We start from the raw sequence: 24,767 nt of genomic DNA on the forward strand, positions 1-24,767 counted from the left end.
TCTCTGTATAAAATGCCCGGAGAACCGTAGCGCTCCGGGCTTATTGTGGCTCACATTTCTTTCTTGAGAATCAAGGCTGTACTGAATGGCCCGCGAGCAAGGCGAAGGTGCACAGCAATCAAGACATACCTTCAGGCAGGCGAAGATTGCGAGCACCACACAACGCAGCTCCCGGGTTATTCAGCAGGCGATCACTCCATTGAGACGTTTTCGAAGTGGTGTTTGCCTAACGGATCAACCACATAGCCTTTGACTTCTTTACGAACAGGTTCGTACACAGTGGAGTGAGCGATGATCAGCGCAGGCGCCTGGTCATGCATCACAACCTGAGCCTGTTGGTACAGCGCTGCACGTTTGGCGTGATCAGATTCAGCACGGGCTGGCTGGATCAAATCTTCAAACGGCTTGTAGCACCAGCGGGAGTAGTTGGAACCGTCTTTCGCAGCGGCACAGCTGAACAGGGTCGCGAAGAAGTTATCCGGATCCCCATTGTCGCCGGTCCAGCCCATCATCACAGACTGGTGCTCACCGTTTTTCGCACGCTTGAGGTATTCGCCCCACTCGTAAGTCACGATGTTGGCTTTCACGCCAATTTTCGCCCAGTCAGCCTGGATCATTTCAGCCATACGGCGTGCGTTCGGGTTGTACGGACGCTGTACTGGCATTGCCCACAGGTCGATAGTGAAACCGTCTGCGTGACCTGCTTCTTTCAGCAGCTCTTTGGCTTTAGCCGGATCGTACGGGTAATCCACGATGTCTTTGTTATAGCCCCACATTGTTGGTGGGATCAGGTTTTTAGCTGGCTGGCCAGCACCCTGATAAACCGCGTCGATGATGGCTTTTTTGTTCACAGCCATGGTCAGCGCCTGACGCACTTTCACTTCATCCAGCGGTTTTTTCTCAACGTTGAAGGACAGGTAACCCACGTTCAGACCTGGCTGTTGCATCAGGTTGATGGATTTATCTTTCTTCATTGCCGCAATATCAGCCGGGTTCGGGTACGGCATGACCTGGCATTCGTTTTTCTGCAATTTCGCGTAACGCACGGAGGCGTCAGGCGTGATGGAGAAGACTAAACGGTCGATCTGCGGCTTGGTGCCCCAGTAGCCCGGGAAGGCTTTGTAGAGGATGCGCGAATCTTTCTGGTATTGCAGAAGCTGGAACGGACCGGTACCGATTGGATCCAGGTCAACTTTCTCAGGGGTTTTCGCTTTCAGCATGTTGTCAGCGTATTCCGCAGACAGAATGGAAGCGAAGTCCATCGCGAGGTCAGCCAGGAATGGAGACTCAGGGCGGTTCAGGACGAACTGCACGGTATTGTCGTCCACTTTCACGATCTTGTTGATCAGATCGCCCATGCCCATACCTTCGAAGTATTCGTAGCTGCCGCCGGAAACGCCGTGGTAAGCGTTGTTTTTATCCAGCTGACGTTCGAAGGAGAAAATGATGTCGTCCGCATTCAGATCACGGGTCGGTTTGAAGTCCTTGTTATCCTGCCATTTCACGCCTTTGCGCAGATGGAAGGTGTACGTTTTGCCGTCAGCGGAAACGTCCCACTTCTCTGCCAGACCAGGCTGGATTTCTGTGGTCCCGATTTTGAACTCAACCAGACGGTTGTAGATAGGCACGGAGCTTGCGTCATACGTGGTGCCGGAGGTGAACAACTGAGGGTTAAAGCCTTCAGGTGAACCTTCGGAGCAATAGACTAACGTTTTTGCCTGGACACTGGCCGCAACGGTCAGCGCAATCAGGCCCATACTGAATTTCAGTAGCCCCGACTTACCTAAAGAGATTGTCATCGCTTCTGCTCCATCGATTAATGGTGATGTGGATGTGTGTGTTGTGTTTTACAGCTCACGTCACCCTTTATTTTTATTTGCGGGTGACTGTGTTTGCTCGTGCGCTGCAATAAGTCCAACCAGAGCATGGTGAACTGCCATTTTTTTCCTGCGTTCTGTAAAGCTGGCTTTACAAAACCTTACCGGAAATAATCACTGGTCTTCCTTGGGGCTATCAATTTGGCAACTCCTATCCTTGACGTCAATATAACCATCAGGCATTTACACAGACTGTGAGTAACAGCAAACAAACATAAAAAAACATTTTATTAACGAATGCAGGATGAATGTTCAGTCATGACGTCCAATACCCACACAATCCGCCATGTAAAAGAATATTCCTGGGGGTTTCGCCCATTTTAAATCCCTAAAAATTTCTGGCTAAATGATGAATATATGAACGGTTATTTTTGAGATCGGGGTGAAAACCAGCGGAAAATGCTGGGAAGTGCGGCAAACGGCTCCGACTCGTCAGAAAGCAAGTTGGCTTCTGTTCCCTGAAAAGCCCCCAAAATAGCGCAAATGCGCGATCGTGGTGCAGACGAATATTCGTACAAAAATCGCCTGTTTTTCCGGCATCAGGACCGTATAGGGCGGAAATGGATTGAAACTAATGTGTTAATGACTTTTTAAATCCTGGCGTATTTTTTGCAAGACTGTGAAGCTTGTCACCCGTCAGAGGTTTTAGGATGGAACTGAAGTGGTTTGGATGCACTGAAAATTAAAAAGCAATGCAATTGCATTGGCAATGCATTTGCATTACGCTGCCGCATCGTTCAATTATTCATCACAAGGAACCGCACTTATGTCTGCCTCAGCCACTTGGGGAATCAAACTTGAAGCGGAATCAAAAGTGACTCGTCGTTTTCAGACCACCATTCCTGCAGCGATACGCAAAGCACTCAACCTCACCGAGAATGACCGCATTCAATACAAAGTGTTGCCTGACGGACAGGTGGTTATTTCGAGGCAGCTCGAAGAACACAGTGATCCGGTTATCAATGCCTTTCTGGATTTCGTTGAGGCGGATATGTTCAATAACCCGGAAAATCTGCAACCGCTCACCTTAGCAATGCATGAAAAAATCAATGTGCTGACCGCAGGCATAGATGCCGACCTGAACAGTCCGCTTTCTGACGATGATGAGTAATGGATTATGCATAATCAGGCAATTGAGGTTAATGGATGGACCCTGCTGTCTCACCCGTTGATCCAACAGCAAATACAAAAACTCACTGACCAGGTGATTCAGCTCCGCCGTAAAGATCCGGTGGGATACAAAACCAAAAACGCCTCCAAAAGACTGGCAGCGATCAATAAGCTGATGCATGAAGTCATCCCACAAGATCCTGCGCGAGTGGAATTTCGGCAAGGCGATACATTAGGGGGTGAGTTTTCTCATTGGTTCAGAGCAAAATTCTTCCAGCAATACCGCCTTTTTTTCCGCTATAACCTCAGAACCCGAATCATCATTTATGCGTGGGTAAATGACGATAAAGAATTACGTGCCTATGAAAGTAAAACGGACGTGTACCGTGTTTTTCGCAAGATGCTTAAAAGTGGCGAGCCGCCGGACAGCTGGGCAGCATTGCTTGAAGCCGCAAACGGGGAAAAAATGGCGGAAGAAATCATTTGATTTTTCTTCGTACAAAACAAAAAGCCCGCAACCATAAGGCTGCGGGCTTTTTGTTGTCTGAGGATTAACTGCATCATCAGATCGGGATATGGTCGGCGAGAGAGGATTCGAACCTCCGACCCACTGGTCCCAAACCAGTTGCGCTACCAAGCTGCGCTACTCGCCGCGAGTGGGGCGCATCTTACTGCGGCGGTTTCAGAGCGTCAACGGCTTTTTAAAACTTAAATGCTGACTGACCATAAATCATCCGATGCGCCGTCAAAATAGCCTAAAGCTTCTGTTCAGCCTGAGGTTTTGCACACCAGTTATTCGCCGGGTTAATACCCCCGTCTGGCGACGTATATCCCAGACAGCCCAAAATCGAATCGAAGAGTTCGACATGGCGCTTCTTCTCCCCGACCCGCTGCTGCGCCTGTAACTGCTCAAACGCCTGCTTGTGATCAGCCTGTTCTAGGAAAGTATCCGAAGCCCAGACGATCATCGGCACGCGGAACTGCTCCGGCGGTGCCATTTCACGCGGCGTGCCGTGCAGGTGTGAGTTTTCATCGATAGATTCACCGTGGTCGGCGGCATAAAACACCAGCGCTTTTTTATCGCGCAGCTGATCAATCACGCTGTCGATAAAGGTATCGGTATACAACACGCTATTATCAAAGGCGTTAATCAGCTCGGCTTTGCTACAGGTGTTGCCCATACATTCCGGGGTAAAACGGGCATAACTGCGCGGATAACGCTGGGAATACATGTAATGCGAGCCTTTGGTATGCAGGATCACCAGATGTTTGCCTTTCGGATGGTTCTTCAGCGATTCCTGTAATTCATTCACCAGCAGCATGTCATCGACCGGTTTACCGTCGTTGCGCTTCTCTGATGCAATAATTTCGCGGAAAGAGAAGTTATTGGTATCCGCATTATTGTAGAACCACAGCTCGCTTTGCATCGCGAACAACTCCGAGGTGAAACCCAGCGATTTCATCACGGCAAAGATATTTTGTTCTTTCAGGGTTCGCTGCGGATTGTCTTCTGTTCCGCCTTCACGGACAAACATGCATCGCAGCGAAAGCTTGGTCGCGGTGTCACAGGATGTCCCGCGAAATGCCACCAGATTCTTTTCTTTTGACAGGCGCGGCGTGGTGTCGCGCTCATACCCAAGAATTCCCATATGATCCCAGCGGGTCGTTTCGCCGATAATAAACACCACATAGGTATCGTCGATATCCGCCGGCGGCACGTAGGTAAACTCTTTGGCCGGATCCAGATAATTACCAGCGTCCTGGCTTTCGTCGACCTGCGTGTAAGCATATAAACCGAGCGCAGCCAGCCAGTTAGACGGCAAATACGAGTGCGCCACAACGCCGCCGTAACTTGGCAAATCAATGTTGGTTTTTTTCTCGTTGACGCTTTGCGCGTGGTCAAGCGAACGCAGAGGGAGCCAGACCAGCAGAACCGTCGCCAGCATCACGCCCAGCGGGAGCAGTCGCTGTCCCGGCGTTTTCATCTGCTCAATCAGCGTCTGCCGCAGATCATTTTTCCAGATCAGAACCAGCGGTAAAGCGCTGACCAGCGCCATCCAGATAAACAGCGGCAGACCGATGATCTCCTTACTGAGATCGATATCCGTCGTCATCACGGACACCACGATGCCGTATCCGATCACCACATTGAACATCATCATGTAATAACTGGCGGCGACGGAAATCAGCACCAGCAAACTGGCCACCACGCGGAAAAACATTTTTCCGCCCAGCGACAGCAAACGCAGCACAAAGAAGGTAAACAGGACGATGGCGCATACTTCCGTGATCGCCTGAATCAGCTCAGTGGGTGTGAACTGATGGATTAACGCGGCGAAACGGCGCTGGAACACCGAGGCGTTCAGGAATATGCCAATGTAAATCGCTAACAATAAAGAGATATTTTGCTGCGATAGAGTCTTCACTCTATTCATAAAACGTTACATTCCAAATGTGTTTTTTAAAATTCTGAATCATTGTGACATGATTGTGCGAGGCGAGTTCACAGATAATGCCGAGATTACGTTTATATACACAATTCCGGAAAGTTCTGCGTCTGGCGTGCCTTGCAGGCGGGACGTGATCATTTTTGCATTTGTTTGCGGCACGAAAAAGGGGGCCGAAGCCCCCTTGTCATTTTCTTCTTATTGGTACACTCACAGCTCCCTGGTGAAGGCGCTGATTCTGCTTCAGTTATTTTACGTTAAGCGTTACGTCGATGTTTCCACGGGTTGCGTTTGAGTACGGGCAAACCAGATGCGCTTTAGCGACCAGCGCTTCGGCTTCGCTGCGTTCAAAGCCAGGCAGCGTAATATCAAGCTGAACTTCAATCCCGTAACCGCCAGGGATTGCGCCAATACCCACTGCGCCTTCAATTTTTGCATCCGCAGGGATTTTAATTTTTTCCTGCGCGGCAACGGCTTTCAGTGCGCCGAGGAAGCAGGCGGAATAACCGGCTGCAAACAGTTGTTCAGGGTTAGTCCCGCCGCCCATTCCGGCCATCTCTTTTGGCACGCCCAGCTTAACGTCCAGAACGCCATCATCAGATGTCGCACGACCATCACGGCCACCGGTTGCAGAAGCGTGAGCACGATATACCACTTTTTCAATAGACATATTTCGTTCCTTTTCGATGAGATTGATGAGGAAAATACTTAAAATTCATTATGCGATTTAATCGCACGCTACTTATTTACCGCAAACAAACGGAGTGAAAATGCTGCCTTCCGTTCCGTTTGCTGAATCATTCTTCTCAGGCTTTATCCTGAAGATGGTCGCGCAGTGCTTCAAGTTGCTGTTTCAGCGCAGTAATCTCGCCCATATTGCATTCTGTGGCGCAAAAAATCGCTTCCGGAATGCCCTGAGCTTTTTCACGTAAGGCTTTACCTACGCCGGTCAGGGTAATAATCACCTGACGTTCATCGGCTTTTGCACGCTGACGAACCAGTAAACCCGCCGCTTCGAGACGTTTCAACAACGGCGTTAGCGTCGCGGAATCCAGAAACAGCTTTTCGCCAATATCAGAAACCGTGACTTCATCACGCTGCCAGAGAACCAACATCACCAGATATTGCGGATAGGTGAGGTCGAGCTGCCCGAGCAGCTTGCGGTACACTTTGTGCAGCGCAAGATTCGCGGAATACAGGGCAAAACACATCTGTTGATCAAGATGTAGCATGCTGCTGTGCGTTAAGTCAGTGTCTGTTGTCGTCTTCATGCTTTCAATATATATAGCGCGCTATATTATCGCAAGCGCTTTTAATGATTATTTAATCATCAACGGATGATTTCCGCGCATCTCATTCAAAACCCTTCAATTCTTTTCAGCATATACGGATAAAAAGGATTGGAAGAAACCCGCATCAGCTGATCCATACTCACCACCAGCGCACCATTTTCACCCCGGGCAGCCAGCGTGCCAAGATGAATACCGAACTGCGCCGGCCCTTGAGGGTTTCGTCCGTAAAGCGAATCATCCGTCGGGAAAGGCAACGCAACGTGCGATAACGAATAGAATTCCGAAGGATAATTTAGCCCCAGCGGGCTGCTGCTGACTGTGGTCTGCCCTGCCTGCGTCACCTGCGCAATCGTGGCGGCGTCATCCGGTGAGGCATTGGTGATAATGGTTGTCTGATACGCGCGCGGCGGCGCAGGCAGAAGACGTTCAACGGCGGTCTCCGCCGCAGGCCGCAGCAACGGGCCAACATAAGCGTTGCGGTTGATATCAAACAACACCAGCTGACTGCCGTTGGCGGGAAGCTGATTAAATAATGCCGTGACCACCGCGCGGGTGCTGACGGTAGAATCAATCACCGACTGGAAAGCCAGCAGCGGCGGCAATTGCGCCAGCTTGCCCGACTGCGCATCCTCGCTGATTTGCTGCTGCAAAACATGGGTGAGCAGATAAGACTGCCGCGCCGCTTTCACCGGGAATGAATTGTATTTAAACGGATTAAATTCTGGCATCAGATTCAGCCAGGCAGTTTTGGCAAAGGCCGGGAAGATCGACGGCCAGCCGGCGTATCCGGCGAAACGTGCAAAACGGGTGACGCCGATCATCGGGGAAACCAGCACCACACGCGTCGGGCGTACCAGGGATTTGTCATCCAGCGTATCCAGCGTGTACTTCATCGCCAGCGCACCGCCATTGGAGAAACCGACGATCTGCAACGGAACATTTTCACCGGCCGCACGATGCGCTTCTCTCACCGCCAGCCGCGTGGCAGCCAGCCATTGTTCCCAGTCAACGCGCGTCAGGCCGCCCGGCACGGTGCCATGCCCCGGCAGACGGATCCCCACAGCCACAAAACCACGGCGGCGATAATCTTCTGCAATGTGACGCAGGCTGTAGGGCGAATCCGTCAGGCCGTGCAATAACACCACCGCACCGACCGGTTTACCGTCAGGCATCAGCTCATATGAGCGGTTCCAGTCCTGCGCAAAATGTTCAGGATAAACCGGGCTGCGGTCGTAATACCGGTTCAGCGGAATACGGTCTTCAGCATCGAGTTTGTCCGTCACCTGCTGCTTCACTTCCAGAAATGCCTGCTGCTCGGCCCGTAAATACGCAGCCCAGTCGCTTTTATCCAGCTGCGACGCGCTCAGTTCATCAGGAACCAGTTTGTGCCACGGCTCCAGCGCCGGCCCCTGTAATGCGTCATAAGTGCGAACCGCCAACAAAGTCAGCACGATAAGAATAACCGCCAGTAACAGTTTTTTCAGGCGTTCAAAGAGGTGACGGAATTGCATTAGTTTGTGTTTTCCTAAGGCCAGTGCTGAGCGGTATGTACAAGTCTGACAATCTGAATTTCTGTTTCCGTGATGCAATAAACCATTCTGAAGTGCATATGCACGATGCATTCGCGCGTTCCGGCAACCCGCCCGGCAACATACATATCCGGACGCAGGAAAATGCGTTCTGCGGCGGCATCAAACTCCTCATCCAGTTCAATGGCCGCATGCGGATTTGCTTTCGCGACATAGTTAAAAATATGCTCGCGATCCTCCAGAGCGTGTGGTTTCCATACCTGTTTGATCGTCATCCGTTACTTGTCCCGCCCTTTCAGCAATGCCTCTTTGCGGGCGGCAAACTGAGCTTTAACGTCTTCATGCGGGATGGCGGGACGCGGATCATCCAGTGATTCTTTAACTCTTTCGCGAAACCAGAGGTCAAAGGCCGTTTCGTCGAAAGCTGCCGCTTCATGGGCGCGTTTCAATGCAGCCGAACGGTCGGGGCGCGTTCCTTTACCGCTACCTTCAGGATCATAGTCGGTAATATCCACTTCAAACTGATTTATCCCCATGTCTTTAAGATAGGCTGCCAGTGTGTCAAAGCGCTTAAATACCCGTATTTTCCCACTGCGTTGTGCCACTAAGGTGCGCTGATGTTCGCCGTATCTGATCATTATTGTCCACCCTCCTTGTTGTGCAGTCACATTGAGATGACCAATCGCGCCTGCTTCTGCCAGACAAACCAGTGTTGAATGGTCGATCGTTTCCTGTGTCATAAATTCGCTCACTTTTCTGCAAACAATAATAAATCATCGATTCAGACAACTATATACCGGTTCAATCAACAAACGGCTTTAATCTTATTCTTGCGAGACATCGCGCACAAAATCGCCCCATTTTTGTTCAGTTGCATTCCGTCCGTGGTGCAACAAATGAGCAACCCATTCGGGAAATAAATAATAAATCATTTGAAATCAATGAATAATGATGTGGCACAGCGATTGCTTAGATGAATTCAATCTTGTGTACTAGATGGAATTCAAAACATGGCTGCAACTTCAGACTCCGTTACCTCGCCTTACCGCGGTTTTACGCTGCGGGAATGGCAGCAACATTACCGCACCGCGCCGGACAGCCTGCGAACCACGCTTTCACTGGTTTCAGGCAGCCTGAGCAAAACCGACAATGCCTGGCTTTATCTCGCCACGGCGGAGCAGCTTGAAGCGCAGATTACCCGTCTGGAAACCCTGCGCAGTCAGGCCGAAGGCTCTCTTTCCGCCCTGCCGCTGTTTGGCGTGCCGTTTGCCGTAAAAGACAATATTGATATCGCGGGCTGGCCGACCACGGCCGCCTGCCCCGCCTTTGCCTACACCGCGCAAGCTGACGCCACCGTGGTCGCCAATCTGAAAGCCAAAGGCGCCATCGTCATTGGCAAAACCAATCTCGATCAGTTTGCGACCGGCCTGGTCGGCACGCGTTCACCGTTTGGCGCGGTGCGAAACACCTTCAATCCGCAATATGTCAGCGGCGGTTCCAGTTCCGGCTCCGCATCGGTTCTGGCGCGCGGTCTGGTGGCGTTTTCGCTGGGGACAGACACCGCCGGTTCCGGCCGCGTGCCCGCCGGTTTTAATAATATCGTCGGCCTGAAACCCACCAAAGGCTGGCTGTCGAATACCGGCGTGGTGCCAGCCTGCCGCCTCAATGATGCCGTATCCGTTTTTGCCCTGACCGTCGCCGATGCGCAAACCGTTGCTCATGCGGCTGGCGGATATGACGCCGCCGATACCTATTCGCGTAAAAACCCGCACACCGCGCCGTTCGCCCTGCCGCTTCAGCCGCGCATTGCGGTACCCGATCGTCTTGAGTTTTTTGGGGATGATCTGGCCGAAGCCGCGTTCAGCGAGGCGCTCGAGCGTTTACGCCAAAACGGCGTGACGCTGGAAACGATTGATTTCACGCCGTTCCGCGAGCTGGCCGGGCAGCTTTATTACGGCGCATGGGTGGCGGAACGGACGGTGGCCGTCGGGGCAGTTTTTGAAGAAAACCCGGAAGCGATGGATCCGGTGGTGCGCGGCATTGTCGCCAGCGGCCTGAATTACACCGCCTGCGATGCGTGGCGGGCGGAATATCTGCGGGCGGAACTGGCGCGCAAAATCAATCTGGCGCTGGAAGGGTTTGATGCGCTGGTTGTGCCGACCTCGCCGACCATCCGCACGCTGGAAGAGATGGCGCAGGAGCCGGTGCTCTACAACTCGCAGTTCGGGATTTACACCAACTTCACCAATCTGGCGGATTTATCTGCGCTGGCGCTGCCCGCCGGAATGCGCGCAGACAGCCTGCCCGCCGGGATCACGCTGATCGCCCCGGCCTGGCACGACGATGCGCTCGCCAGTTTTGGCCGTCAGTGGCAGCGCAGCCTGAACCTGCCCCTCGGTGCCACCGGTCTTGCGGTGAAACCGGAAGAATTCATGGTTTCTGCGCCGCTCAGCCCTGCGTGCGTGCGCGTCGCCGTGGTCGGTGCGCACCTGACCGGCATGCCGCTCAATTTCCAGCTCACCCGCCGCAACGCGGTTCGCGCAGAGCAAACCACCACCGCCGCCCGTTACAAACTTTATGCGCTCGCCAATACCACACCGCCGAAGCCGGGGCTGGTCAGGGTAGAAGGCGGCAGCGCGATTATCGTCGAACTGTGGGATATCCCGCTGGCACGCTTCGGGGAGTTTGTCGCGGAAATCCCGGCCCCGCTGGGCATAGGTTCGCTCGAACTGGCCGATGGCCGCACGGTGAAAGGCTTTATCTGCGAGCCGTGGGCAATTCCTGACGCCACCGATATCACCCATTTTGGCGGCTGGAGAAGTTACATCCAGAGCCTCAATTCACCGGTAAAAAGCTGAGGAGCCACGATGATGTTTACTAAAGTTCTGATCGCCAACCGTGGCGAAATTGCCTGCCGCGCGATCCGCACGCTGAAACGTCTGGGCATCGCCAGCGTTGCCGTCTATTCCGACGCCGACCGCAATGCGCCGCACGTCACGGATGCCGATATTGCCATCGCGATCGGCGGCGAGAAGGCCAGCGAAAGCTACCTGATGATCGACAAAATTCTGGCCGCCGCGAAAGAATCCGGCGCGCAGGCGATTTATCCCGGCTACGGGTTTTTATCCGAAAGCGCAGAGTTTGCCGACGCCTGCGAAGCCGCGGGTATCGCGTTTATCGGCCCGACCGCCGGACAAATCCGCGAGTTTGGCCTCAAACATCGCGCCCGTGAATTAGCCGGTGCAGCCAGTGTGCCGATGACGCCGGGCACCGGTTTGCTCGACAGCATTGACGATGCGGTCAGCGCCGCTGCGAAAATCGGTTATCCGGTGATGCTGAAAAGTACCGCAGGCGGCGGTGGCATTGGCCTGACGCGCTGCGACGACGAAGACGCATTGCGCGCCGCGTGGGACAGCGTGAAGCGCCTCGGCGAACAGTTTTTCCGTGATGCCGGCGTATTTTTGGAACGCTTTGTCGATCGCGCCCGGCATGTCGAAGTGCAGATTTTTGGCGACGGCAAAGGCCGCGTAGTTGCACTCGGTGAGCGTGACTGCTCGTTGCAGCGCCGCAATCAGAAAGTTGTGGAAGAAACCCCTGCCCCCAATCTGCCGCAGGCCAGCCGCGAAGCGCTGCACCGTGCCGCCGTACAGCTCGGCGAATCGGTGAATTACCGCAGCGCCGGAACGGTTGAATTTATTTATGACGCCGCGCGCGACGAATTTTATTTTCTCGAAGTGAATACCCGTTTGCAGGTCGAGCATCCGGTCACCGAAATGGTCACCGGGCTGGATTTAATCGAATGCATGTTGCGGGTCGCCGCAGACGAACCGATGGACTGGCCTGCGCTGGAAAAAGCCCCGCAGGGCGCGTCGATGGAAGTGCGTATTTACGCCGAAGATCCGCTGAAAAATTTCCAGCCGAGCCCCGGCGTGCTGACCGAAGTATTTTTCCCGCCAGACGTTCGCGTGGACGGCTGGGTTTCAACCGGCAGCGAAGTGTCGGCATTTTATGACCCGATGATCGCCAAGCTGATTGTTCACGGCAAAGATCGCCAGGACGCACTGGCGAAAATGTCTGCCGCGCTGGCCGCCACCCGCCTGCACGGTATCGCCACCAATATTGATTACCTGCGTCAGGTCGTCGCCACGCCGGTGTTCCGCGAAGGCGAAATGTGGACGCGGATGCTCGACAGTTTTGTCTACGCGCCAAACGCCGTCGAAGTGATTGCGCCCGGCACGTACAGCAGCGTGCAGGATTATCCGGGCCGTCTCGGCTACTGGGATATCGGCGTGCCGCCTTCCGGGCCGATGGACGATTTTGCGTTCCGCCTCGCCAACCGTATTGTCGGGAATCATCTCGACGCCGCCGGGCTGGAATTCACGCTTCAGGGGCCGGTGCTGCGTTTTCATTGTGACGCGACCATCGCGCTGACCGGCGCTCGCTGCCCGGCCGATCTCGATGGTGAAAGCGTCGCTTACTGGCAGCCGGTGCCGGTGAAAGCCGGTCAGACGCTGACGCTGGGCCGCGCCACGCAGGGCTGCCGCACTTATCTGGCGGTGCGTAACGGGTTTGATGTGCCGGTTTATCTCGGCAGCCGCTCGACCTTTGCGCTCGGACAGTTTGGCGGCCACGCAGGTCGCACGCTGCGTGTCGCGGATATGCTGACCGTTTCGCAGCCGGAACTTGCCGCCTGCACCACACCTGCGCCAGTGGATTTACCGCAGGCCGCTGCCGCCAATATCGTTCAGCCTTATGGCGAAATCTGGAACATTGGCGTGCTTTACGGCCCGCACGGCGCGCCGGATTTCTTCACCCGCGAATCTATTGAAACGTTCTTCGAAGCCGAATGGCAGGTGCATTACAACTCCAACCGCCTGGGCGTGCGGCTGGTCGGCCCGAAACCGCAATGGGCGCGGCAGGACGGCGGCGAAGCCGGTCTGCATCCGTCGAACGTGCATGACTGCGAATACGCCATCGGCGCAATCAACTTCACCGGCGATTTCCCGGTCATTCTGACGCGCGACGGGCCAAGCCTCGGCGGTTTCGTCTGCCCGGTGACCATCGCCAAAGCCGAGCTGTGGAAAGTCGGTCAGGTCAAACCGGGCGATAAAATCCGTTTCCATCCGATCAGTTTCGAACAGGCGCAGGCGCTGGAACTGGCGCAACAAGGCACGATTGATTCACTGATGCCCGTCAATGCAATGGCGCTGCCGGTGCCGTCGCAGCTGCCGGACACCACGGTTTCCGCGACGGTTCTTGCTGCGTTACCGGCCACTGCGGAACGCCCGTTGGTGGAATACCGGCAAGCGGGCGATAGCTACGTGCTGATTGAGTACGGCGATAACGTGCTGGATCTGGCGGTGCGCATGCGCATTTATCTGCTGATGAATGCCATTAAAGCGGCCGGTCAGGCAGGTATCGAAGAGCTGTCGCCGGGCGTGCGTTCACTGCAAATCCGCTACGACAGCCGCGTGCTGCACCAGAGTGCGCTGCTTCAGCATTTACTGACGCTCGAACACCATCTGGCGGACGTCAGCCAGCTCAAAATCCCGACCCGCATCGTGCATATGCCGATGGCGTTTGAAGACTCCGCCACGCTCGGCGCAGTTGAACGCTATCAGCAAACCGTGCGCGCCGACGCGCCGTGGCTGCCCAATAACGTGGATTTCATCCAGCGCACCAACGGGCTGGCCAGCCGCGAAGACGTGAAAAAAATCATTTTCGACGCCAGCTACCTGATTCTGGGGCTGGGCGATGTGTATCTCGGCGCGCCTTGTGCGGTGCCGGTCGATCCGCGTCATCGACTGCTCAGTTCCAAATACAACCCGGCGCGCACGTTCACCGCCGAAGGCACGGTCGGCATCGGCGGCATGTATATGTGCATTTATGGCATGGATTCGCCGGGCGGCTATCAACTGGTCGGCCGCACGCTGCCTATCTGGAACAAATTCCTCAGGAACGAACAGTTCAAAAACGGCGAACCGTGGCTCCTGCATTTCTTCGATCAGGTGCGTTTCTATGAAGTCAGTGAAGCCGATCTGGATCTTCAGCGCGACGCTTTCCGCGAAGGCCGCGCGCAGGTTCGCATCGAAGAAACCGAGTTCGACTTTGCGCAATACACCCAATTCTTAGCCGATAACGCCGCCGATATTACTGAATTCCGCGCCAGACAGGCCGACGCGTTCAGCCGTGAAGTGGCGCACTGGCATGAAGCGGAAAGCGCTGCCGTGGAAGCCGCCGCCAATGCCGTGCGGTTAGTGGAAGACGAAACCGATCAGGACGGGCATTTAGTCAGCGCCGATCTCAACGGCAACGTCTGGAAAATTCTGGTGGAACCGGGCCAGCAGGTCGAAGAAGGGCAGCCGCTGATTGTCGTCGAGGCGATGAAAATGGAGCTGTCCGTTAACGCACCGTGCGCCGGTACGGTACTGAAAATCAGTTGCCAGCAGGGCCATCCGGTCGGGCCGGGCGATGCTTTGTTGTGGCTGGACGCAGCCGTTTAACGCCGTTCTGGCCGCGTAAAGCGGCTTAAAAATTCAGGGAATATTGTATGCAACTGACGGGCTCTAAATCTTCACGCAGTAAAAACCGGCCGGAAGGGCTGGCGGAGCGGATTTACCAGCAACTCAAAGATGACATTTTCAGTTTCCGGCTGCTGCCGGGCGACAAATTCAGCGAAAACGACATCGCCGATCGTATGGAAGTCAGCCGTACACCGGTGCGTCAGGCGCTGTTCTGGCTGGAACGCGAAGGCTATGTCGAAGTGTTTTTCCGCAGCGGCTGGCAGGTGCGTCCGTTCGATTTCGATTTTTTCGAGCAGCTTTATGACCTGCGCATTGTGCTGGAGCTGGAAGCGGTGAAACGCCTGTGCGCCCTGCCGCCCGCGGCACAACCGCTGCAACTGGCCGAGCTGAAAGCGTTCTGGATTGACCAGCCCCGGCTCGAAGACGGTCAGGTGGTTTCGCGTTACGACGAAGAGTTTCACATGACGCTGGTGGCGGCGGCCGGGAATGCCGAGATGGCCCGCATCCACCGCGAACTGACGGAGAAAATCCGCATTATCCGCCGTCTGGATTTCACCAAAGACGAGCGCGTTAACGCGACGTACAAGGAACACGCGAGCATTTTGCTCGCCATCATTCAACAACAAACCGGGGAGGCGCAACGCCAGCTACACGACCACATTGCCGTCAGCAAAGCCGAGGTGCGCAAGATTACCCTGCATATGTTGCACCGGGCGCGGGCGGAGAGTGACGAAAACACACCGTCATGACTTTTTATCTTTTTTCGACTTAAGGCATTTTTCGACTCAAAACAGTCCAGCTTTTCTCTGAAATCACTTAAATCACAGCGTTTTTTACAGAGGGTACATCTATGCAACGTCGACGTTTTATTAAAGCCTTTGCTCTGTCCGCCACCGTAGTCAGCATGGGATTAGCCTGGAGCGCGCAGGCTGCCGACACCATTAAAGTCGGCATTATGCATTCTCTTTCCGGCACCATGGCGATTTCCGAAACGCCGCTGAAAGACGTCGCGCTGATGACCATTGATGACATCAATGCGCACGGCGGTGTGCTGGGCAAAAAGCTGGAACCCGTGGTGGTCGATCCGGCGTCCAACTGGCCGCTGTTCGCTGAAAAAGCCCGCCAGTTACTGACGCAGGATAAAGTTGCCGTGGTGTTCGGCTGCTGGACGTCGGTGTCGCGTAAATCGGTGCTGCCGGTCTTTGAGGAGCTGAATGGCCTGCTGTTCTATCCGGTGCAATACGAAGGCGAGGAGATGTCGCCAAACGTGTTTTACACCGGCGCGGCGCCTAACCAGCAGGCGATTCCGGCGGTGGAATATCTGATGAGCGAAGACGGCGGTGCGGCCAAACGCTTCTTCCTGCTCGGCACGGACTATGTGTATCCGCGCACCACCAACAAAATCCTGCGCGCCTTCCTGCATTCCAAAGGCGTGAAAGACAGCGATATCGAAGAAGTCTACACACCGTTTGGTTACAGCGATTACCAGACCATTGTCTCCAACATTAAGAAATTCTCCGCAGGCGGTAAAACCGCAGTCATCTCCACCATCAACGGTGATTCCAACGTGCCGTTCTACAAAGAGCTGGCGAACCAGGGCGTGAAAGCGACCGATGTGCCGGTGGTGGCGTTCTCCGTCGGCGAAGAAGAACTGCGCGGCATCGACACCAAACCGCTGGTCGGCGACCTCGCGGCGTGGAACTACTTCCAGTCCGTCGATAACCCGACAAACAAGAAATTCGTTGCCGAATGGAAGGCGTACGCCAAAGCTCACAAACTGCCAAACGCGGACACCGCCGTGACCAACGACCCGATGGAAGCGACGTATGTCGGCATCCATATGTGGGCACAGGCAGTTGAAAAAGCCGGAACGACGGATGTGGATAAAGTCCGCGCCGCGATGGCCGGACAGACCTTCGCCGCACCGTCAGGCTTCACGCTGACCATGGATAAAACCAATCACCACCTGCACAAACCGGTGATGATCGGCGAAATCGAATCGAACGGTCAGTTCAACGTGGTCTGGCAGACCGACAAACCGATCCGCGCCCAGCCGTGGAGCCCGTACATTCCGGGCAACGACAAGAAGCCTGATACCCCGGTGAAAACGACGAACTAATAAGCACCTCCCCCAGAGGAAGGGTTGAAGGATAAACCGGTCAGCTCCCTCCCCTGCGAAGGGGAGGGTTGGGGTGGGGTATTAATGGCAACGTTGAATCTTGAGTTGTCTGCTAAACCCCCTCCCAACCTCCCCCTTCGCAGGGGGAGGAGCAAATCAGCATCAACTTTATGCGGCGAGAACATTATGAGAATCCTCATCAGATCACTGCTTTTCCTGCTTTGTTGCCTGCCGTTGCTGGCGCAGGCCGGGGCGGCGAATGACTTTGCTGCCGCCAGCCGCAGCCAGCAAGCCGACTTATTACAACAATGGGCGGCGGATCCGCAGCCGGAAAGATTGCCCCTGCTTGAGGCGCTGAAGCAGGAAAACGTCGTCACCGACGCCGCTAAACACGCTTTCACTCAAAACGGCGATCAGCTGACGTCCCTCGACGGCGATGTGAAACCGCAGGGCGACACCAAAAAAGTGTGGCTGAACAACCGCCTGCGCATTCTGATTGCCAACGCATTATCCGCGCACCGGCTGGTCAGCACCGACAGCGCCGTGCGTTTACAGGCCGCAAAATCCTTACAGCGTGAAGCGCAGGCCGACCAGTTGCCGCTGCTGACCCGTCGTCTCGACGCGGAAAAAGACAGCGCGGTTCACGATGCGCTTGCCGTCGCGCTGGCGAATTTACAGCTGAGCGATGCCAGCCCGCAGGTGCGTCTGAAAGCCGTCGAGCTGCTCGGTACCTCCGGCGACCCGGATACGCAGGGCCGCTTGCAAAGCCTGACCGATCCCAAAACCGAAACCGACGCCACCGTGCGCGCGGCGGCGGATATCAGCCTGAAAGCGGTTCAGCACCGCCTGCTGATCGGCGATTTGCTCGGACAGGCATTTACCGGCTTATCGCTCGGCTCGATTTTACTGCTCGCCGCGCTCGGGCTGGCGATCACCTACGGCCTGCTGGGCGTGATCAACATGGCGCACGGCGAAATGCTGATGCTCGGTTCGTACTCGACCTACATGGTGCAGTCGCTGTTTCAGCATTACGCGCCGGGCCTGCTGGCGATCTACCCGCTGGTCGCGCTGCCGGTGGCGTTTTTCATCACCGCTGGGATCGGCATGGCGCTCGAACGCACGGTGATCCGCCATTTATATGGCCGCCCGCTGGAAACCTTGCTGGCAACCTGGGGCATCAGCCTGATTCTGATCCAGGGCGTGCGCGTGCTGTTTGGCGCGCAGAACGTCGAGGTCGCCAACCCCGGCTGGCTCTCGGGCGGCATTCAGTTATTGCCCAATCTGGTGCTGCCGTACAACCGCATCGCCGTCATTATTTTTGTGCTGCTGGTGCTTGGCCTGACCTGGCTGCTGCTCAATAAAACGCGGCTCGGCATGAACGTGCGCGCGGTGACACAAAACCGTGCAATGGCCGCCTGCTGCGGCGTGCCGACCGGTCGCGTGGATATGCTGGCGTTCGGCCTCGGTTCCGGCATCGCCGGGCTGGGCGGCGTAGCGCTGTCGCAGCTCAGCAACGTCGGCCCGGAACTCGGCCAGGGTTACATCATCGATTCATTTTTAGTGGTTGTGCTCGGCGGCGTCGGCCAGCTGGCGGGAACCGTCGTTGCGGCCTTTGGTCTGGGTATCGTGAACAAAATTCTTGAGCCGGAAATCGGTGCTGTGCTGGGCAAAATCCTGATCCTCGCGCTGATTATTCTGTTTATCCAGAAACGTCCTCAGGGACTCTTCGCCTTTAAAGGCAGGGTGATTGACTGATGAGCCAACCGTTAACGATTACCGGCGTACAGAAGGCGCCAAAGATTGCGATTTCCGTGGGCACGCTGGGGCTGATCGTCCTGATTATCCTGCCGTTTCTTGCGCTGCTTCCGGATGACAGCCCGCTGGCAATCTCCACTTACACGCTGACGCTGATCGGTAAAATCCTCTGTTACGCCATTGTCGCGGTCGCGCTGGATCTGGTCTGGGGCTACGCCGGTTTGTTGTCGCTCGGCCACGGCTTGTTCTTTGCGCTCGGCGGTTACGCGATGGGCATGTATTTAATGCGTCAGGCGGCGGGCAGCGGCCTGCCGGATTTCATGTCGTTTCTGTCATGGACTGAACTGCCGTGGTTCTGGGCCGGGACGCAGCATTTCGCCTGGGCGTTATGCCTGATCGTTCTGGTGCCCGGTGCGCTGGCGTTCGTGTTCGGCTACTTCGCCTTCCGTTCAAAAATCAAAGGCGTCTATTTTTCGATTATGACGCAGGCGCTGACCTACGCCGGTATGTTGCTGTTTTTCCGCAATGAAACCGGTTTTGGCGGCAACAACGGCTTCACCGGTTTTACCACGCTGCTCGGCTTTCAGGTCACGGCTACCGGCACCCGCGTCGGATTATTTTTGATGACCGTTTTGGTGCTGGTCTTCAGCCTGGCGCTCGGGTTCGCGCTGGCACGCAGCAAATATGGCCGCGTGCTGACCGCCGTGCGCGACGCCGAAAACCGACTGATTTTCTGCGGCTACGATCCGAAAGGTTTCAAGCTGTTCGTCTGGACGATTTCCGCCATGCTGTGCGGGCTGGCGGGCGCGCTGTACGTGCCGCAGGTCGGCATCATTAACCCCAGCGAAATGTCGCCGACCAACTCCATCGAAGCCGCCATCTGGGTGGCGCTGGGCGGGCGCGGCACGCTGATCGGCCCGGTTATTGGCGCAGGCATCGTCAACGGCGCGAAAAGCTGGTTCACCGTCGCCATCCCCGAATACTGGCAATTTGTTCTCGGCGGCATGTTCATTCTGGTGACGCTGTTCCTGCCGCAAGGCGTGATTGGCCTGCTGCGCAAAAGGAAATCCTGATGAGCCCGATGACCATGACCGAAGACCTTTTTACCCAGCAGCAGCGGGCGGATAAGCACCGCGAACAGACCGATCCGATTTTGCAGCTGGAAAACATCAACGTCAGTTTTGACGGTTTTAAAGCGCTGACCAATTTGTCGCTGAACATCGGCGTCGGTGAATTGCGCTGCGTGATTGGCCCGAACGGCGCGGGAAAAACCACGCTGATGGACGTGATCACCGGCAAAACCAAACCGCAAAGCGGACGCGTTTTTTACGACCAGCGGACCGATCTGACGAAGCTCGATCCGGTGCGCATCGCGCAGTCGGGCATTGGCCGTAAATTCCAGAAACCGACGGTCTTCGAAGCGCTGACGGTCTTCGAAAATCTGGAAATCGCGCAGAAAACCAATAAATCGGTGTGGGCGTGTCTGCGCGCCAAAATGAACAGCGAACAGCGCGACCGCATTGATGAAATGCTCGGAACGCTGCGCCTCGCGGCAGAACGCCATCGCCCGGCGGGATTGCTGTCCCACGGCCAGAAACAGTTTCTGGAGATCGGCATGTTACTGGTGCAGGAGCCGCATTTGCTGCTGCTCGACGAACCGGCGGCGGGTATGACCGACGCCGAAACCGAGTACACCGCCGAGCTGTTCAGACAGCTGTCGGGCAAACATTCGCTGATGGTGGTTGAACACGACATGGGGTTTGTGGAAACCATCGCCGACCACGTCACCGTGCTGCATCAGGGCCAGGTGCTGGCCGAAGGTTCGCTGCGCGACGTGCAGGCCAATGAGCAGGTCATCGACGTTTATTTAGGGCGCTGAGTTTTTTTCGAGGAATAACACGCATGCTGGAAGTGAAAGAACTGAATCAGTTTTACGGCGGCAGCCACATTCTGCGCGGCCTGTCCTTTGATGCAAAAATCGGTGAAGTCACCTGCCTGCTGGGCCGCAACGGCGTGGGCAAGACCACGTTACTGAAATGCCTGATGGGACTGATCCCGGCAAAATCGGGCACCATCAGCTGGCAGGATCAGGTCATCAATTCCCGCAAACCGCACCAGCGGGTGCAGGCGGGAATAGCCTACGTCCCGCAGGGACGCGAAATTTTTCCGCGCCTGACCGTAGAAGAAAATCTGCTGATGGGGCTTTCGCGTTTTTCCGGTAGCGCGGCAAAGCAGGTGCCCGATGAAATCTATCATCTGTTCCCGATCCTGCTGGAAATGAAGCACCGCCGCGGCGGCGATTTGTCCGGCGGTCAGCAACAACAGCTGGCGATTGGCCGCGCGTTAGCCTGCAAACCCGGCCTGCTGATCCTCGACGAGCCTACCGAGGGCATTCAGCCTTCCGTCATCAAAGAAATCGGCGCGGTAATCAGACAGCTCGCCGCCAAAGGCGACATGGCGATTTTGCTGGTCGAACAATTCTACGATTTCGCCGCCGAACTCGCCGACAGCTATCTGGTGATGTCGCGCGGCAGCATCGTGAAACGCGGACGCGGTGAAGAGATGGAAGCGGAAAATGTGCGAGGCATGGTGGCAATTTAAACAATAGTTTTCGATTTTCGTTGATACACACGCCGGTACCTGACACCGTAAAAGCCGATGATTTTTCCGCCAGCGACGGCTAAGGAACTGACGCGCCAGCCGTTCAAAACAAGGGATTGACGATGAACCGAGAACAGGCTGAACAGCTTCTGAAAACCGCATTATCTGACCCGTCGGCGCAATTTCGTGACGGCCAGTGGGAAGCTATAAACGCACTGGTCAATGAGCGTAAAAAATTACTGGTTGTTCAGCGTACCGGATGGGGGAAAAGCTCGGTCTATTTTATCAGCGCTAAAATATTTCGTGACCGTGGCATGGGGCCGACCATTATTGTCTCTCCGCTGCTGGCGCTGATGCGTAACCAGATTGAGTCGGCACAGCGGTTGGGTATTGTCGCCCAAACAATGAACTCCACCAATATTGACGACTGGCAGGCCGTCACGGCGCGCATGCTAAATAACGAAATTGACTGCCTGCTGATTTCACCTGAACGATTGGCCAATGACCGCTTTATCGAAACGGTGCTGGTTCCCGTCGCCGACCGGATTGGTTTGATAGTGATTGATGAGGCGCACTGTATCTCCGACTGGGGGCATGATTTCCGCCCTGATTATCGGCGGATTGTGAGCATTCTGCGCCAGCTTCCTCCGAACACGCCGGTTTTAGGCACCACCGCTACCGCGAACAATCGTGTCGTCGAAGACATCCAGCACCAGCTGGGCGAAATTCACATCCAGCGCGGAAAATTAACCCGTGAAAGCCTGGCACTCCAGACGATGGTTTTGCCCGATCAGGCATCACGTCTGGCGTGGCTGGCACAGGTTATTCCCTCGCTGCCCGGCACCGGTATTGTTTACACACTCACCGTTCGCGATGCGGAACAGGTCGCACTCTGGCTAACTCAAAACGGAATTATTGCAAAAGCGTACCACGGCAGTGTTGAAGCTGAAGGTTTTGCCAACAGTAACGACTATCGCCAGCATCTTGAAACTCTCCTTCTGACGAATCAGCTAAAAGTTCTGGTGGCAACGACGGCGCTGGGCATGGGTTATGACAAGCCCGACTTAAGCTTTGTCATTCATTATCAGGCGCCAGGCTCAATTGTCGCGTATTACCAGCAGGTAGGCCGTGCCGGGCGTGGCATCAGACATGCGGTTGGCGTGCTGATGTCCGGCGTTGAAGACCAGAATATTCATGAATTCTTCCGGGATGCCGCATTTCCTTCCGAAGCACAAGTGAATGAAATTTTGGAGGTTCTGACAAACAGCGACGGGCTGTCTTTGCGCGCAATTGAAGAACAAACCAATCTGCGCCACGGTCAGATCGAAAAGGTACTGAAATTACTGAGCGTGGAAAACCCTGCGCCAGTGATCAAAGTGGGTTCCCAGTGGCGAAGAACACCGGTGCCTTATGCCATGGATCACGCCCGCATCGCACACCTTACCCGACAGCGGGTACTGGAATGGGATGAAGTCCAGTCCTACCTGGGCGAACAAGGCTGCAAGATGACTTTCCTCCGCCGGTCACTGGACGATCATGATCCAACGCCTTGCGGTAAATGCGAAATTTGTCTCGGACAGTCGGTGATTGATATTCAGGTCGATTCAGCGCTGGCACATCAGGCCGCGAGTTTTCTGAGGCAGGCGGAGATGATCATTGATCCCAAAGTGCAGGTTGCTGCGGACGCATTTACGCAATATGGATTTAAGGGCAACTTGCCGGTTGAACTTCGGGCTCAGGCAGGCAGAGTGCTTTCCCGCTGGGGGGATGCAGGTTGGGGTAAAATTGCCGCAGAAGGGAAACACCGTGGAGTATTTGGCAATGATCTGGTGGATGCCATGGCGGAGATGATCCATGAACGCTGGCAGCCATACCCCGCGCCAGCCTGGGTGTGTTGTGTGCCGTCATTGCGTCATCCTGAGCTTGTGGGCAATTTTCGCACGCCGTCTTGCAACGTGCCTCGGATTGCCTTTTAACGATGCGATATCAAAAGTTAAGGACAATCAGCCTCAAAAAGGGCAGCAAAACCGCTATCATCAGTGCAGAAATCTCGACGGCGCTTTTGTCGTTCATCCGCAACTCCCGGCAGGCCCTGTGCTTCTGGTTGACGACATCATCGACTCGGGATGGACACTGACAGTGATGGCCGCATTATTACAACAAGCAGGAAGTGGCTGCGTTTATCCGGTCGCTTTAGCTTCTTCTTCGGTAAAAGGTTCATGAATTTATTGCCCGCCGCACAAGCTACGTTACTTCTGACGAGTTATTTCGGTAACGCGAATACTGACGGAATAAAGCCTCTCACGAACAGTGAATGGGGGCGTTTTGCTTTGTGGTTGCGAACAAAAGGACTGACTCCTGCCGATTTACTGGCACCTGACGTGGCCTCGTTGATTCATGGGTTGCAGGACAAAAGTATCAGCGCTGAACGAATCCTCGCACTGCTGGGACGCGGACACAGTCTGGCTTTAGCCGTAGAAAAATGGCAGCGGGCTGGCCTGTGGATTGTGACCCGCTCCGACCGCGATTATCCGCACCGCCTGAAATCCCGGTTAAAAAATGATTCGCCGCCGGTGCTTTTTGTCTGCGGTAACAAGGGCTTGCTCAACTCTGGTGGCCTTGCGGTTGTCGGTTCACGCAATGCAGATAACGAGGATTTGCACTTCTCTCAAGAGTTGGGCGAAAAAGCAGCCGCTGAGGGGAAATCTGTTGTTTCAGGTGGAGCGCGGGGGGTTGATGAAACGGCGATGCTCGGTGCTATGCATCAGGGCGGCACAGTGATTGGTGTGATGGCGGACAGTTTGCTGAAAGCAGCCACCAGCGCGAAATGGCGCAAAGGCCTGATGGAGGGAAATGTTGTCTTAGTTTCACCTTACTATCCGGAAGCGGTATTTAACGCGGGCAATGCGATGGGCAGAAATAAGTATATTTACTGTCTGGCCGACAGCGCTCTGGTTGTACATTCCGGCCAGAAAGGCGGAACGCTCAGTGGTGCGGAAGAGAATCTGAAAAAACAGTGGGTACCGCTGTGGGTGAAACCCAGCCGGGACAATCAGTCAGCCAATTCCGATCTGGTCGCAAAAGGGGGGAGATGGTGTGCGTCTGAGATCCAGGTTTTAGACATTGCAGAATTGTTTGTGCCCGGCAATTTCACTGAAGGAGTCAACGGCGAGCAAGCGGAGATGTTTGCAGCCTCTGATGAGCCGCAGCCAGAGGCGTTCGAATACCCGCGTCGCCCGCAAGCCCCTCCGGGTCTGTCACTGCGTGAAGAAGTGGCCGTTTATCCTCAGGCGGATTTTTACCAGATCTTCCTTCGTGAATTAAGCCGGTTAGCCGCAGAGCCTGTCACTGCCGAGTACCTGATTGAAGCAATGTCGCTGAATAAATCTCAGATGAACGACTGGCTGAAACGCGCTGAAGACGAAGGCTCCGTAAAAAAACTCACAAAACCAATGCGCTATCAGTTCGTGCATTCTCACTGATCCTTGTGCGACGGCATCGCTGATACACGTC

At 55.1% G+C, this 24,767-nt stretch carries 18 protein-coding genes, 1 tRNA gene and 1 pseudogene; 12 read left to right on the forward strand and 8 right to left on the reverse strand.

The annotated features are described in order from the left end of the window. Positions 1-191: 191 nt before the first annotated feature. On the reverse strand, positions 192-1,799 hold the full coding sequence (gene dppA, locus IV433_RS15470; RefSeq protein WP_195814885.1) for a dipeptide ABC transporter periplasmic-binding protein DppA: 1,608 nt from the start codon (positions 1,797-1,799) through the stop codon (positions 192-194). 844 nt (positions 1,800-2,643) lie between these two features. Here dppA and IV433_RS15475 point away from each other — a divergent pair. Both IV433_RS15475 and IV433_RS15480 read left to right on the forward strand, forming a co-directional pair. Next, on the forward strand, positions 2,644-2,988 hold the full coding sequence (locus IV433_RS15475) for a type II toxin-antitoxin system PrlF family antitoxin (RefSeq protein WP_195814886.1): 345 nt from the start codon (positions 2,644-2,646) through the stop codon (positions 2,986-2,988). Between the two features lie 6 nt (positions 2,989-2,994). After that, a complete protein-coding gene (locus IV433_RS15480; protein ID WP_195814887.1) occupies positions 2,995-3,474 on the forward strand; it encodes a type II toxin-antitoxin system YhaV family toxin in 480 nt (159 codons plus the stop codon). Positions 3,475-3,563: 89 nt separating this feature from the next. On the opposite strand, the gene IV433_RS15485 is transcribed toward IV433_RS15480, so the two are convergent. From IV433_RS15485 to IV433_RS15515, 7 genes are all read right to left on the reverse strand, one after another. Then, positions 3,564-3,640 (reverse strand) — tRNA-Pro (locus tag IV433_RS15485). A gap of 102 nt (positions 3,641-3,742) precedes the next feature. Next, positions 3,743-5,422: a kdo(2)-lipid A phosphoethanolamine 7''-transferase gene (gene eptB, locus IV433_RS15490; protein WP_195814888.1), complete on the reverse strand. Its 1,680-nt coding sequence runs from the start codon at positions 5,420-5,422 to the stop codon at positions 3,743-3,745. A gap of 259 nt (positions 5,423-5,681) precedes the next feature. Continuing rightward, on the reverse strand, positions 5,682-6,104 hold the full coding sequence (locus IV433_RS15495) for an organic hydroperoxide resistance protein (RefSeq protein ID WP_195814889.1): 423 nt from the start codon (positions 6,102-6,104) through the stop codon (positions 5,682-5,684). Between the two features lie 136 nt (positions 6,105-6,240). Continuing rightward, entirely contained in the window at positions 6,241-6,705 is a 465-nt protein-coding gene (locus IV433_RS15500) for a MarR family winged helix-turn-helix transcriptional regulator (RefSeq protein ID WP_195814890.1), read from the reverse strand. 86 nt (positions 6,706-6,791) lie between these two features. Continuing rightward, positions 6,792-8,237, reverse strand: coding sequence for an alpha/beta hydrolase (locus IV433_RS15505; protein ID WP_195814891.1), 1,446 nt, complete (start codon positions 8,235-8,237; stop codon positions 6,792-6,794). Between the two features lie 14 nt (positions 8,238-8,251). Further along, on the reverse strand, positions 8,252-8,530 hold the full coding sequence (locus IV433_RS15510) for a type II toxin-antitoxin system RelE/ParE family toxin (RefSeq protein WP_195814892.1): 279 nt from the start codon (positions 8,528-8,530) through the stop codon (positions 8,252-8,254). A 3-nt stretch (positions 8,531-8,533) separates the two neighbouring features. Then, a complete protein-coding gene (locus tag IV433_RS15515) occupies positions 8,534-8,995 on the reverse strand; it encodes an antitoxin PaaA2 family protein (RefSeq protein WP_195814893.1) in 462 nt (153 codons plus the stop codon). 270 nt (positions 8,996-9,265) lie between these two features. On the opposite strand from IV433_RS15515, the gene atzF reads away from it, so the two are divergent. From atzF to IV433_RS15565, 10 genes and pseudogenes are all read left to right on the forward strand, one after another. Next, positions 9,266-11,113, forward strand: a complete 1,848-nt coding sequence (atzF, locus tag IV433_RS15520) for an allophanate hydrolase (protein WP_195814894.1) — start codon at positions 9,266-9,268, stop codon at positions 11,111-11,113. Positions 11,114-11,125: 12 nt separating this feature from the next. Next, positions 11,126-14,758 carry an urea carboxylase gene (uca, locus tag IV433_RS15525; RefSeq protein ID WP_195815003.1) on the forward strand — a complete coding sequence of 1,211 codons (3,633 nt, stop codon included), beginning with the start codon at positions 11,126-11,128 and terminating at the stop codon, positions 14,756-14,758. Between the two features lie 47 nt (positions 14,759-14,805). After that, entirely contained in the window at positions 14,806-15,528 is a 723-nt protein-coding gene (locus IV433_RS15530) for a GntR family transcriptional regulator (RefSeq protein WP_195814895.1), read from the forward strand. 101 nt (positions 15,529-15,629) lie between these two features. Next, complete coding sequence (urtA, locus tag IV433_RS15535) at positions 15,630-16,898, forward strand: urea ABC transporter substrate-binding protein (protein ID WP_195814896.1); 1,269 nt, start codon at positions 15,630-15,632, stop codon at positions 16,896-16,898. Between the two features lie 186 nt (positions 16,899-17,084). Further along, the gene (gene urtB, locus IV433_RS15540) at positions 17,085-18,653 is read left to right on the forward strand and encodes an urea ABC transporter permease subunit UrtB (RefSeq protein WP_195814897.1); all 1,569 of its coding nucleotides are present in this window, start codon (positions 17,085-17,087) and stop codon (positions 18,651-18,653) included. Continuing rightward, positions 18,653-19,726 carry an urea ABC transporter permease subunit UrtC gene (gene urtC / locus IV433_RS15545; protein ID WP_195814898.1) on the forward strand — a complete coding sequence of 358 codons (1,074 nt, stop codon included), beginning with the start codon at positions 18,653-18,655 and terminating at the stop codon, positions 19,724-19,726. Before urtB ends, urtC begins: the two co-directional genes overlap by 1 nt. 8 nt (positions 19,727-19,734) lie before the next feature. Further along, positions 19,735-20,532, forward strand: a complete 798-nt coding sequence (gene urtD, locus IV433_RS15550; protein ID WP_195815004.1) for an urea ABC transporter ATP-binding protein UrtD — start codon at positions 19,735-19,737, stop codon at positions 20,530-20,532. Between the two features lie 23 nt (positions 20,533-20,555). Continuing rightward, entirely contained in the window at positions 20,556-21,254 is a 699-nt protein-coding gene (gene urtE, locus IV433_RS15555; RefSeq protein ID WP_195814899.1) for an urea ABC transporter ATP-binding subunit UrtE, read from the forward strand. A gap of 122 nt (positions 21,255-21,376) precedes the next feature. After that, positions 21,377-23,477, forward strand: a pseudogene (locus IV433_RS15560) (RecQ family ATP-dependent DNA helicase). Continuing rightward, positions 23,474-24,736, forward strand: a complete 1,263-nt coding sequence (locus tag IV433_RS15565; protein WP_195814900.1) for a DNA-processing protein DprA — start codon at positions 23,474-23,476, stop codon at positions 24,734-24,736. Before IV433_RS15560 ends, IV433_RS15565 begins: the two are co-directional and overlap by 4 nt. The last annotated feature ends 31 nt before the right edge of the window (positions 24,737-24,767 follow it).

It is taken from the genome of Rahnella laticis, from assembly GCF_015644585.1.
GTDB lineage: Bacteria > Pseudomonadota > Gammaproteobacteria > Enterobacterales > Enterobacteriaceae > Rahnella > Rahnella laticis.